Source organism: Pseudoalteromonas sp. NFXS39, assembly GCF_040148775.1.
Classification (GTDB): Bacteria; Pseudomonadota; Gammaproteobacteria; order Enterobacterales; family Alteromonadaceae; genus Pseudoalteromonas; species Pseudoalteromonas apostichopi.
Genome location: NZ_JAGDEC010000005.1, coordinates 43,327 through 55,411, shown reverse-complemented (window position 1 = coordinate 55,411; position 12,085 = coordinate 43,327). Strand labels below are relative to the sequence as shown.

At 39.0% G+C, this 12,085-nt stretch carries 11 protein-coding genes; 5 read left to right on the top strand and 6 right to left on the bottom strand.

Annotated elements, in window-relative coordinates:
• Positions 1-92: 92 nt before the first annotated feature.
• The 4 genes from J3455_RS10615 to J3455_RS10600 all read right to left on the bottom strand — a co-directional run bounded on the left by J3455_RS10615 (position 93) and on the right by J3455_RS10600 (position 5,947).
• Positions 93-1,154 (bottom strand): alkaline phosphatase D family protein, encoded by a 1,062-nt coding sequence (locus tag J3455_RS10615; protein ID WP_434784466.1) that lies wholly within the window; start codon positions 1,152-1,154, stop codon positions 93-95.
• Positions 1,151-2,278 (bottom strand): alkaline phosphatase family protein, encoded by a 1,128-nt coding sequence (locus tag J3455_RS10610; RefSeq protein ID WP_349561705.1) that lies wholly within the window; start codon positions 2,276-2,278, stop codon positions 1,151-1,153. The genes J3455_RS10615 and J3455_RS10610 overlap by 4 nt, the downstream gene beginning before the upstream one ends.
• A 57-nt stretch (positions 2,279-2,335) precedes the next feature.
• On the bottom strand, positions 2,336-4,693 hold the full coding sequence (locus J3455_RS10605) for a TonB-dependent receptor domain-containing protein (RefSeq protein ID WP_349561704.1): 2,358 nt from the start codon (positions 4,691-4,693) through the stop codon (positions 2,336-2,338).
• A gap of 210 nt (positions 4,694-4,903) precedes the next feature.
• The gene (locus tag J3455_RS10600; RefSeq protein ID WP_167658851.1) at positions 4,904-5,947 is read right to left on the bottom strand and encodes an alkene reductase; all 1,044 of its coding nucleotides are present in this window, start codon (positions 5,945-5,947) and stop codon (positions 4,904-4,906) included.
• Positions 5,948-6,067: 120 nt separating this feature from the next.
• Here J3455_RS10600 and J3455_RS10595 point away from each other — a divergent pair, with 120 nt between their 5' ends.
• Both J3455_RS10595 and J3455_RS10590 read left to right on the top strand, forming a co-directional pair.
• Positions 6,068-6,649, top strand: coding sequence for a TetR/AcrR family transcriptional regulator (locus J3455_RS10595; protein ID WP_130051697.1), 582 nt, complete (start codon positions 6,068-6,070; stop codon positions 6,647-6,649).
• 85 nt (positions 6,650-6,734) lie between these two features.
• Positions 6,735-7,133 carry a DUF2750 domain-containing protein gene (locus J3455_RS10590; RefSeq protein ID WP_130051698.1) on the top strand — a complete coding sequence of 133 codons (399 nt, stop codon included), beginning with the start codon at positions 6,735-6,737 and terminating at the stop codon, positions 7,131-7,133.
• Positions 7,134-7,160: 27 nt separating this feature from the next.
• Here J3455_RS10590 and J3455_RS10585 read toward each other — a convergent pair whose 3' ends face one another.
• On the bottom strand, positions 7,161-8,045 hold the full coding sequence (locus J3455_RS10585; RefSeq protein WP_130051699.1) for an AraC family transcriptional regulator: 885 nt from the start codon (positions 8,043-8,045) through the stop codon (positions 7,161-7,163).
• 229 nt (positions 8,046-8,274) lie between these two features.
• Here J3455_RS10585 and J3455_RS10580 point away from each other — a divergent pair, with 229 nt between their 5' ends.
• On the top strand, positions 8,275-8,799 hold the full coding sequence (locus tag J3455_RS10580) for a carboxymuconolactone decarboxylase family protein (protein WP_349561703.1): 525 nt from the start codon (positions 8,275-8,277) through the stop codon (positions 8,797-8,799).
• 163 nt (positions 8,800-8,962) lie between these two features.
• Here the strand turns inward: J3455_RS10580 and J3455_RS10575 are convergent, their stop codons facing one another.
• A complete protein-coding gene (locus tag J3455_RS10575; protein ID WP_349561702.1) occupies positions 8,963-9,490 on the bottom strand; it encodes a hypothetical protein in 528 nt (175 codons plus the stop codon).
• Between the two features lie 322 nt (positions 9,491-9,812).
• Here J3455_RS10575 and J3455_RS10570 point away from each other — a divergent pair, with 322 nt between their 5' ends.
• Positions 9,813-11,033, top strand: coding sequence for a hypothetical protein (locus J3455_RS10570; protein WP_349561701.1), 1,221 nt, complete (start codon positions 9,813-9,815; stop codon positions 11,031-11,033).
• A 210-nt stretch (positions 11,034-11,243) separates the two neighbouring features.
• On the top strand, positions 11,244-11,909 hold the full coding sequence (locus J3455_RS10565; protein ID WP_349561700.1) for an inovirus Gp2 family protein: 666 nt from the start codon (positions 11,244-11,246) through the stop codon (positions 11,907-11,909).
• The last annotated feature ends 176 nt before the right edge of the window (positions 11,910-12,085 follow it).

The window sequence follows — 12,085 nt, the reverse complement described above, 5'->3', positions numbered from 1 at the left end:
TTTTAATTAGATGGGATAGAGAGAAATACCCGCAAACCGGGCTTAATCCATGTTTCCGGGTATTAGATGCGGGTATGCGCTGGAGGCAATATTTACTGGTATGGGCTTATCGTCGATAACGCGAACTCGGTGTGCATTATCTCATCACCCTTGATACCTTTAAGCGCAATGCGAATGGTAGGGTCTGCTTTTTGCCAATCAATTGTTAAATCGCCGTAGTTAACCTCATGAGTATAAGCACCTACACGGTGTTTATTAGGGCTAACATCTTTCCACTTTTCTGTAAGTCCTGAGCTGGTCATCTCGTACAATGGGTAGTCAAGGTTTTGTTGGTACTTTGACAGCTCGCCCCAGTGGGTATCACCACTGACAATAATCACACCGTTTACTTTATGCTTTTTGATAAGCGCAAATAAGCGCTCACGATCAGCAGGATAATTAGCCCATGACTCCCAACCTGTAAAATCAGCCAATAGCTGTAAGCTTGATGCAATGATTTTTATCTTTTCATCAGACTTGAGCTCTTGTTCGAGCCATTGCCATTGGCTTTCACCTAGCATAGAGGCATTTTTATCGGTTGTTGGGCTATAAGGCCCTTGTTTTGCGGGTTTTCGTTCAAGTTGATAGGTCTTCGCCGATACATGATTTAAAGGCGCGCGATTAAAACGTAAGTCAGGCATGATGACTTTTACAGTTTGCTCACCTTCACCGTAAGTGTACGAGGTGTAAATGCCATCTTCACGAGTTCTACGAGCTGAATCCGCTGGCTCTTGCCAAAAGTCGAGCATAATTTTACGTGACTGCTGTTTTTTTGGATATTCGCTGCCAGCGTCATTTTCGCCATAATCATGGTCATCCCACATGGCAATTATTGGCGTATTCGCACGTAATGTTTTAAAGCCCGGCTTTTGCCCTAAGCGTTGATATTTATCTGCAAGCACCGACATATCTTCGGTATCACCATAAATATTATCGCCAAGGAACATAAATAGATCGGCTTGCTCTTTGTTAATAGCATCAAAAATTGGAATTTGCTTGTCTTGATGACCACACGAGCCAAACAAAATTTTACTTGGCGCGGCAATCGCACTCACACTACTAACCAGCATTAACCCTGATAAGGCGCTTCTAAAAAAGCTAAGTGTAAAACTCATTTTAAGATCTCCTTAATCGGCGCTGCCATTTTCGGGTTAACTTGCTGACTGTTGACGCCTAAAATGCTCAGTACAGTTGCAGCCACTTGCGCTTGTTTGAGCTCATTGTTTGGCTTAATTAAGCCAGTTACTTTTATATCTGGGCCAATTGCCGCTAGCCAAATATGCTCAGAGCCAACAATGCCGTTTGGAAAACGTTGCTTACCTTGCTCTGAACGTGCCAAAGCACGCTTCGAACTATGATGTTGCCAATCATCAGCATGGCTGCCACGGCCATGATCGGTAGTAATAATCAATGTGGTATTGTCTTTATAGCCGGGCGTTTGTTGTATTGTTTGCCAAAGGTCACGAATAAACGCATCACTTTGCTTAGCTGATTTTAGATAGGCATCGTATTTACCGTTATGGGCAAAGTCATCGGTTTCCCCCAAGCTAATAACAAGCAAACGCGGCTGTTTATTTAATAAATATTGTTTGGCAAATCGGTAGGTAAAGCTGTCGAGGCGAACATTGTGCCAAGGACTCGGAATTTCGCTTTGCATTTGGTTTAGTAAGCTAACCTCCTCTGATTTCACCGCATCAAAGGATTCAAAGCCAGCATTAACAAAAACCTCACTTCGCTCGCGGTTTACAATGTAAGGAAACACATCCCAGCTGCCAAAAAGTGCGGTTTTACCTTTAAATTCAGGCTGAGTATTTAAACTCTCTAAAATGGTTTTATTCGGGTTAGAAACTTTATCGTTACTATCGATATTTTCATCTACAATGCCGGTTAAAACTTCACTGTAACCTGGGTATGAGAAGTACCATGGGTTACTTACCGACATCAATGAACCTTGAGTTCTATCGCCAATCAAAACACCCTGCTTTGCCAATGTGTCACTAAAAAATGGCATTAACGCTTTAGTTCGCTGTGCTTGGTCATTTCGCCAAAAAAGCGCCTTTAGTTCATCTGTATCTTCTACAAAATCACTGTTATTAATTAAATTTTTATCTGCCCCAGAGAACACTTCTTGCCAGCGAAGCCCATCAAGAGTTACAAGCACAACATTGTCAGCAGCTTTACTGCTTAAGCTTAATAGTGATGCTGCAACCACTGCTGTGGCTAAAATTAATTTTTTCATATTTCACCTGCAAAAAAGCCCACCAAAGATGGGCTGTTTAAAACGTTAGCTTATTATTTAAAACTGCGCTGTAAGTGTTAAAGCCGCAGTACGTGGTGCACCAATAAAGTAGGTTGAACCATTACCTGTGCCACCTGCTAGGTATGATTTATCAAACAGGTTATTCACCACAAATGCAAGGTCGAGTGATTTGAACACACCTGAATCAAGGCTAGTGTTATAACCAATGTTTAAATCAACCAAGGTGTAGCCATCAACCTTGTTTCGCGAACGGGTTTGTTCATCAGTCCATGCACCTAAACGCTCACCTGTGTATTTAGCCGATAAACCAAAGCGGAAATCACCACTGTAATAGTCTGCCGATACCACAAATAAATCTTGTGCCGAGTCAATGACTTCATCACCCGCTTTGAAGCTTGCAGATGCTTCCTCAAGTAACTCACCATCACTGTTGTAAGCACTTGGATCGTTCGATTGATACTCAGAGTTATTGTACGTATAAGATGTGTAAAGGTTCCATTTGTCAGTCAGCATATAACTTGCTGATAGCTCAACACCCGTTGACTCAATACCACCTACATTGATGTAAGAACCGTTCGTGCCAATGGTGTAATCAATACCATCTGTATCACTGCCCGGGGCAATAAAGGTAATACGGTTATCAAACTCAATGCTATAAGCTGTTGCTGTTAAGCGTAAACGGTCATCACTGTAACGTACACCTAGGTCGATGTTTTCAGCTGTTTCAGGTTCAATCTCGGTCAGTGTCGATGAATCACGTTCAAGTACACCATCTTTAATTGCCGCAAAGTTTTCGCTGTAGCTGCTAAATAGCTCTGTGCTTGCTGATAGCTGATACAACACACCACCGCTAAACAGTACGTCTGAATCACTGTCGATTTTATCTGAGTATTCATCTTCAAAATGGTTATAACGCTGAAGCTCAACAATGTACTGTTTAGCACCTAAATTAAGTGTGAAATCACCTAAACTGATTGAGTCTTGCACATACCATTTAAAAGTATCCGTTTCGAAGGTGTTTTTGTACTGAGTCCAATATGGCGTATGATCAAAATGATGATAGATACGGGCATCAATCACTTTATGCCAATCTCGTGATTCATCACGATCTGTTTGTTCAAACCAAAAGCCAGCTTCAATGTCATGATTGCCAAGAGTAACTTGGTACTCGCCAGTCATACCTAAGCGGTCTTTTTTGTAGTGAGTATGACGATAAGACATAACCGGAATGGCATCATCAGGGTAACAGGCCGGGTTTAAGCCTGGGCCTGAAGCCCATGGCCATTCTAAACTTGCCGTACAACCTGCTGCAGGTGCAAGTGGGTTGCCATCGCTGTCGGTAAAGCCGTAGCTGCCAGCATTTTCACCACCAATTGATGTTGGGTTGCCATCACCATTAACAGGTGACGTTAAATAAGGCGGAATCCAATCACCACGACCCGAGTTTTTATGGTAATAAGGCGATAAGCTTAAGTTTGAAGTGGCACTTAACGCGTAATCAAACTTTACATAAGCAAGGGTATTTTCGCGTAATGTACCCCAGCCCTCAGCAAACATTTGATCAAAATGAGGCACACCGGTCCAATTCCACGTTAAACGATCCCAATCAGGGTTTTGTTCAAATTCGCTAATGCTGATGCTGTTATAGTTAATTTCGTGAACATCATCATACGAAACACGACCTGTTATTGTCAGGTCGCTAAAGTCCGATACAAATTTAGCTTCAATGTGCTGATTGTCCTTACCGCCATTGCTGCCATCACCAATCCAACGGCTAGTATCTGTTTGCGAGTAGCTGATATAGGCTTGCGTGTTATCGAACACCGTGCCGGTTTCATGTTTAACAAAGTAGCGGCTAGCATTGTGATCGCCTGTAGTGTAAGCAAACGTGGTGCTTTGCTCTGTACTCGGTTGTGCACTCACAAAATTAAAAGTACCGCCTAGCGCTTCTAGTGATGCAGAGGCAATATCAGAAGTACCTTGCCCTACCTCAACAGTTGCTAAATTTTCACTATCTAGATAACGATTTGCTTTTGCACCGCCACCATAGTTAGAACCACCATTAGGAATACCATCAATAGTCATACCTAATTGCTGTTGATTACCATCAATACTAAAACCACGCATAGTAATAGTGGTTGACCAATCGTCACCACCAAATGCATCACCTTCGTTGATGCTAATACCCGGTAGGTTATCAATTACGGCTAACACACTTGATACTGAACTTTGTTGCTCAAGCATGGCAGGTTCAATGACGTTATTGGCATAACTGGTTGGCTTTGCAACCACCGTAATTTCTTCAATTTCGTTATTCGTGTTTGCATTTGCTGATGTTGCTAAAAGCGTTGCTATTAAAAGGCTTAGCTTTGTTTTTTTAGTTACTGTGCTCATTGTTTTTCCAAGGTTACGTATTTGTAAGCGGGCACAGTATGCAGAGCGCGTATGACATTTAGGGTCAAAATTTTTGACACAATAATTAAAAAATTAATGCATTTAGATGGCAGATTTAAGACTTAACTGATTAATAAATAAGAAAGTATTAGAAAAGCGCCCAATTAAACTAACAGGACGCTTTTTGGTTGGATAATGTTATTAGGTGTTTTAAATCAATTCAGCCAGCATTTCTTCACTGTATGGTGTTAATTGCTCACCATTTTTAACTTTGCTGATGTAATCCGGATTCGCAATAAATGGACGACCAATCGCAATTAAGTCAAATTGGTTGTTATCGATAGCTTGATTAGCTGACTCAAAGGTATAGCTCCCTACACCGACTAAAGTACCTTTGTATGCACCGCGCATATATTCAGACGTTGTTTTATTGTCTAAGCTTTCAAAGCGCATGCTGTCATCAAAAATTCCAGCATGTAAGTAAGCAAGTTTACGTGTTTCCAGCGCTGATAATAAATAATCAAATACAGCTTTATCACCTTCGCTTTCAGTCATATTAAAATACGCACCAGGCGATAAGCGTAATGCTGTTTTATCTGCACCAATTGCTGCAATCACTGCATCGACGACCTCTAGGGCAAAACGTGACATATTTTCTGGTGTTTGACCATATTGGTCTTCACGTTGGTTTGCAGCAAAATGTAAAAATTGATCAATCAAGTAACCATTTGCACCATGAATTTCAACGCCGTCAAAACCCGCTTCAATGGCGTTTTCGGCCGCTTTTGCGTAATCAGCAATTAAACCTTGGATGTCTTCAATAGTGGCAGCTTTTGGTGTAACGTAAGTCAGCTCACGCATTCTTGGTACCGACCCTTCAACGCCGATTGCAGATGGTGCCAGTACATCACCTCCAAAGAAATGTGGGTGAGCCACTCGCCCTACATGCCAAAGTTGAGCAAACATTTTGCCACCTTTAGCGTGCACAGCATCCGTGACCTTTTTCCAACCTTGAATTTGCTCACTGGTAAATAGGCCCGGTGTGTTTGGGTAACCTTGGGCATCTGGACGAATAATGGTTGCTTCACTAATAATTAAACCGGCATCGGCACGGCGCGCATAGTAATCAACCATAGCTTGGGTTGGCACTAGGTTATCGTCACTCATACAGCGAGTAAGCGGTGCCATTAGTACGCGGTTTTGTAATTCGATACTGTCATTTAACTTAAACGAAGAAAGTAAATCGGTTTTCATGGTTCTATCCTTATCTTGAACATACATTCAAGATAAGGGCGATATAAACTAACTTCAAGGTTTATTTTGAATAATCGTTCAAGATTACGTAAACTTCAATTGTAAATAATAGGAGCATTAATGAGAACTGCTGAATTTGATACTGAATTTGTACTTCGCCAAGCTATGCATGCGTTCATGCAATTTGGCTATGCAAAGACCAGTATGCAAAAATTAAAGGAAGTGACTCATCTTCATCCAGGCTCTATATATGCCGCTTATGGCAATAAAAAAGGTTTGTTTTTGGCTGCCACCGAGCAGTATCAAAAAGATAGAAACCAACAATTTACGGCACTTTTTAATGATCAACAGTCAGTGTTATCAACCCTCAAACATTACCTGACTGTGATTGTTGATGAATGTATTGAAGGTGAAGTTGCCAAGGTGTGCTTACTTACAAAGAGTATTTCTGAGGTTGAAGGCAACGACCCACAAATTTGCAATGTGCTACGTGGTAATTTAAACGCATACGAGCATGCCCTCGCACAGCAAATTCAAAAAGCCCTTGATAATAACGAATTTGCAAGTAGCAAGTCAGCTCAGCAACTGGCACGCTTTTTAGTCATGGGCATATACGGTATTCGTACCTATGCGCTGACAAATCAAGACCCAAAATCTCTGCAACAACTTGCTGACGATCTATTTGCTGCATTAGTAAATTAATTTAGCTAATAACTTTACTTGTCATATTAATTTATCACCTTATGATTAAGGTGTAGCTGTGTATAACTAAAAGAGTGAGCCTGTCATGAATAATGCAACTGCCAAACGTGTTGAAACTGAATTTGATGCTGTACTCGCCTTAGGCGCTAAGAAACGACTCGCTTATATGTTTGAAACGGTTCAAGAGTTTAAACAAGTGTGGATCCTCAATGATGAGCATGGCTGTGTGATGCTCTCAAATGAAGACGATGACTGCGTGCCTGTATGGCCTAGTCGCGAATTCGCGCAAAGCTGGGCAACCGGTGAGTGGCAAGACTGTACGCCAAAAGCCATTCCAGTCAAAGACTGGTTAAGTCGCTGGACTTCGGGACTCGAACAAGATGATTTATTGATTGCTGTGTTTCCGACAGAGCAAGATGACGGCACGATTTTATTCCCCGATGAATTTGACTCACAACTAAGAATGCCAAAAAGACGTTTTTAAACTAAGAGAGCCATGTGCTCTCTTTTTTTATGCTGTTTGGTGCTGTCGTATAGCCGAAATATCTTTTATGGGGGGTTTACCAAAAAAGCGCGTGTACTCACGACTAAATTGAGATGGACTTTCATAGCCTACTTTTAGTGCTGCAGAACCAACATCAATTCGTTCATTCAACATTAATTGCCTTGCCGCTTGCAACCGCAAGTTTTTTACGTATTGCAACGGGCTCATCTTTACCACATCACGAAAGTGCAACCTAAATGTCGAAGGACTCATGTGTGCATCACGAGCCAAATCATCTATTGAAAATTGACTAGTAAAATTTTCTTTTAACCAACACAATGTTTTCGCAATTTTCTGGTGCGCAGAGCCAGACATCACAATTTGCCTTAAATACGGACTATGAGGACTATTTAACAATCGCAATACAATTTCTTTTTTAATAAGTGGCGCAAGATTAGCTTTTAATTGAGGTTCATTGTCTAGATTGAGAAGCCGATGAAGTGCATCAAGCAAGCCATTATCTGTGTCAACCACAGACATTGCTTGGTGTTTAGGGAACTTGTCTTGCCCTGTAAATTCCATTTCAGCAACGATGTGGCTGATTTCATGAACATCTAAGCGTAAATAAAGGCCATAAAACGGCTGCTCTTTACTGGCACGAGTAATATGCGACGCAACAGGCACATCGACTGATGTTACCAATGATTGGCCGTCAGTGTAATCATAACTATGCTCACCTAGCACAACTCGTTTTGCACCTTGCAAACTAATACCAAGTCCTAATTCATACACGCAGGCCATCGGTAATGAAACTTCGCTTCGTCTGAACACTAATAACTCTGGAATAGATGTTTCAAAACTACCATCTTCTATCGCTATCGCTTTCACTGTTTCAATTAATGCCTGACGCATTTAGATTACCTCTTAAATATACTCAATTAAGTGTATCACCGTAAATTAAGGTTAGGACCATTTAAGGTAACAGTTCGTTGTTTTAGGCAAAAATTAAATCATTTATGGCAAGCAGAAACCGCCGTGATCAACCATAATGTATTTTCAAATTTTCGATTGCATGCTCTTTGCAATCAGCTTCTACTGCAAAACCTCAATATATTCAATACCTAAAATCAAAAGAGAAATTATGAACTTAAACAACACGGATTTATTTGTGTTTGTCGCGATCGCTGCTTTGGTCACCGTTCATGACAAGCCTTTGTTAAAACGAGCATGTCAGCACGCACTTAATGATGGCGTATCAATGCAAGTGTTATGTGATATTTTACCGCATATTAGTGTGTATTCTGGGGTGCCAAAATCGTTAATGGCACTAGAGGTTTTAAAATCAGTTGATGATATTCAAGGTTCAAATGCATTGGTAATCAAACGCACAGAGCAACAACTAAAAACAGCGCTCACATTTGGCCAGCTTCCGTTTGGTTTAGACCAGCAAAACAACAGGGTATGTGAGCTTGCCTCTTTAGGCGCATTATTTGCGTTAGAGGATGCCAGCAGCTTAGTTAGCGATCAACTTAAACGCTGCGTATTACTAGGCTATAGTCGTGCGCAACTTGAATTATTAGTGATAGAGCTTGCCAGAAAGGTCAGCAGCAATATAGCCATGCGGGCCAAGTGTAATCTCGAAAAGCACTTTGCTATGGTGGGGTAAATTTAAGAAATGGCGGGACGGAGAGACTCTTGCTAAATAAATAATTAATTGATTAAAAACAAAAATAAATAAAGCAGCTAATTAATGGAATACCATTAGGCAAGCTAAAATTTATCTGTTTTAAAAACAACCAAGTCAGCCTAAAAAAGCTCAGTCAGCCCTACTACTCCCAAGCATCTAATAATCTAGTAATCTTACTATCAATAGTTGATAAATTTTCTCTTATAGCTTTAATTTCAGAACTATCATCAAAAGTTCTCTGTTTGAGTTTGTAAGGCTCTTGCACTTTTGTATCTTTAGAAATCAACTTAGGGTTTTTCCTAGCGTAATTTATTAGTTTTTCAATATATTTAGATTGGGATATTTCATCCGCGTCACTAAGCGCCTTTAATTTATCACGCGCTGATTTAGACACCTCCAGCTGAAGTTTACACACTTTATTAGATGTATTCTTCAAGCCTCTTTCATAGCTTTTCCAGGCTTTATGCAGCCTTTGCACCTCGACTTTTTGAGTATCCTCATTAGAACTGTACCCTTTAACTTCATATCTAATGAAGCTATTTAACGAAGCATTTTCAGATTTAAAATATTCAGAATAGCTTGAAAATCGATAAGCTAGCCAGTTGCGCAAGTCTTCGTCATCTTCTTTAACCCACTTCAAAATATTCTTGCTATCAATCCAATCTGTCATTGACTCTTCCCTGTGTTTTACCGTTTGAGGATGTTATCGAAAACAATAATCCAATACCAATTTGTAAGCAACCGCTTTGCGGTCAGAATCTATCTCACCAGATACCTTTTAAATACTAATCAACATCTAAATTAAACCCTCAACTATCACCTCAATTAGAGGCTCAATTAGATTTTTAAAATAAATAAAAAGTCTATATTAGATTCTAATTGAGATTGAATATCGCATCTTTTTAAAATACAAAATAACAACCTGTTATTATGTTAATTAGAGTGTAGTTACTCTACTATAGAGTAACAAGACACGGCATGGAAACAATCTAATGAGTGAGTTTTTCAACTTAACCACAGGTCTATCAGCATATTCAAAATGGGTTTTAATTCGTTTAATTGCGGAGAAAACTATTGGAGACGAACTATCTAAATCTGATCTGATAGAATTAGGATGCCCACACAATAAATTTAAAAAAGTAATAGAAGAGCTACAAGAAATAAATGCAATTTCAAAACTCGCAGCTGAGCACTTTAAGCCTGGACGACCAGCTGACTCGTACATTTTTGTCTACGATAAATATACAGAAATGAATAAATCATTACTGTTCAAAAAGCTTGTTCAAATAGAGGATGAAAGTTTTAGAGTGCCTGTGAAAATAGTATGGTGCTTCTTCGTACTTAATCAGGATGAGTTTGGCCACGTCGAAAACTTTTCTTTACCGACAATAGCTAATAAATGCGGATTAAAAAATATAGAGGCAAAAACGGCTATTACTAAACTTATTGAACAAAATTTTATTATTCAAATAACAAAAGGATGTACTTACAAAAAAAATGAACGATTTACTTGCAATGAAAAGAAAGCCAACCCCAAAAGGCCATCAGCATATCTGGTACCATATTTAGATTTACAGGGAGAGTTAAAAGTAATTTCAATGGGTAATATTAGGTTTAAGCCTCTATTAGAAATCAAAGACATTAACAAGCAAATTTACAAAGATAATTTTATTAAATCACTCAGTCCAGAATTAGATACTTCATTAGGTGAAAATGTTTCTTTACTTAAATTTCAAGCAGAAGGCCTGACTTCTATGCACATATTTAAAGCCATTAAATTACACCTAGCTAAACAACCTAAAAGTGTTCTAGATAATTTATATTATGTTTTTTTGCTTTTACTCACCAAAGGTATCAAAAGTAAAATATCTATTCAAAACGTTTATAATTCTCTAGCTGGGACTGATCAAACTGACTGTGAAAACTCAACTTTTTACAAAATGTGCCTCGTTATCACCTCACTTGTGAATACAATTTCAAAATATTTAGTGTTGAGTTGTTACGCAAAAGCTAGCAGCACTCTACCTTTTAACGAACAAAGCCACAACTCAGAATTAATGGCAGATGCTTTTTGTACTAAAAAGTATCTATTCATAAAAATAAGTACTTGCAATAATAGTAACTTTAGAAAAAATATATTTTATTTTAGCTTTAAGCTATCCGGAACGTTCGCAAACTTCACAGGTCATAAAATACCAACCATTAAAATGTAACTTCAGAGTAACTTTAAATATGTAAAAAAACTTATAAGCAATGCATTTTCAAATTCAACCACCACAAACTAAACTGCTTTTATTAGTGTAAATTTCGGTTTGGTAATATTTATTAGAGTTACTAGTAACGAAGTAATTATCAAAACAAATTCAAATAAAAAAATACGATTCATCCACCTGATATGAACCCATACTTTCAGGACAAAGAAGATGAATAATCAAACACAATACTCAGTAACTACTAACTCTACTTACAAGCAATATCACACGCTCGCTAGAGTAAATCAGTCTTTAGTTATTCCCTACTTAGATGCTAGTGAGAAAGTCATGCTTGCTGCATGTGCTGAGCATAAAAGAACGTTTGCTGTGAGAATTGATTTAAGGCTACCTGCTTACTCAAATACAATTGATTTAGATAGCAATAAAGTTATTAAGCGGTTTATTGCTTCTCTTGGGGCGCAGATTAAAGCTGATACAAAACGTAAAGCTCGTAAAACTCGTGAAGGTAGAACACCACACCCTTGCAATGTTAGGTATATTTGGGCAAGAGAACAGAGCACTGCTCATCATCAGCATTATCATCTTGTTCTATTTTTTAACAAGGACCGATATCACTGTACGGGTAAAATAAATGAAGAGAGCGATAATCTGTTTACTCGAATTGTTAAGGCTTGGGCAAGTGCGTTGCACTTACCGCTGGATGAAACGATGCGATTAGTTCATTTGCCTCAAAATGCTCATTACTACCTTGACGCTAATAACCCTAATTTTACTCAAGACTTCCATGCTCTATTTTATCGCCTGAGTTACTTCGCTAAGCTTAATACTAAGCAATACAGATTAGGACAGCGGTGTTTTGGTTATAGTCAGAGGTGATATTTTAATTAATACCTGTGCTTCTCATAATTCGTTTTAACGAGGTTTTGAGACCTTCAACTAGCTAAACAAGCTCAAGCCCTTATTATATAAGGGCTGGCAAGTTCCCAAAATAGCATTACGAGAAGCTAAAAATACAATCAAAAACAAAAAAAGAACGCACTCATAAAAATGCG

What these genes read in the sequence shown, in the direction of transcription:
- J3455_RS10615 (WP_434784466.1), bottom strand. Translation starts at nt 1,154, where the DNA reads ATGAGTTTTACACTTAGCTTTTTTAGAAGCGCCTTATCAGGGTTAATG.
- J3455_RS10610 (WP_349561705.1), bottom strand. Translation starts at nt 2,278, where the DNA reads ATGAAAAAATTAATTTTAGCCACAGCAGTGGTTGCAGCATCACTATTA.
- J3455_RS10605 (WP_349561704.1), bottom strand. Translation starts at nt 4,693, where the DNA reads ATGAGCACAGTAACTAAAAAAACAAAGCTAAGCCTTTTAATAGCAACG.
- J3455_RS10600 (WP_167658851.1), bottom strand. Translation starts at nt 5,947, where the DNA reads ATGAAAACCGATTTACTTTCTTCGTTTAAGTTAAATGACAGTATCGAA.
- J3455_RS10595 (WP_130051697.1), top strand. Translation starts at nt 6,068, where the DNA reads ATGAGAACTGCTGAATTTGATACTGAATTTGTACTTCGCCAAGCTATG.
- J3455_RS10590 (WP_130051698.1), top strand. Translation starts at nt 6,735, where the DNA reads ATGAATAATGCAACTGCCAAACGTGTTGAAACTGAATTTGATGCTGTA.
- J3455_RS10585 (WP_130051699.1), bottom strand. Translation starts at nt 8,045, where the DNA reads ATGCGTCAGGCATTAATTGAAACAGTGAAAGCGATAGCGATAGAAGAT.
- J3455_RS10580 (WP_349561703.1), top strand. Translation starts at nt 8,275, where the DNA reads ATGAACTTAAACAACACGGATTTATTTGTGTTTGTCGCGATCGCTGCT.
- J3455_RS10575 (WP_349561702.1), bottom strand. Translation starts at nt 9,490, where the DNA reads ATGACAGATTGGATTGATAGCAAGAATATTTTGAAGTGGGTTAAAGAA.
- J3455_RS10570 (WP_349561701.1), top strand. Translation starts at nt 9,813, where the DNA reads ATGAGTGAGTTTTTCAACTTAACCACAGGTCTATCAGCATATTCAAAA.
- J3455_RS10565 (WP_349561700.1), top strand. Translation starts at nt 11,244, where the DNA reads ATGAATAATCAAACACAATACTCAGTAACTACTAACTCTACTTACAAG.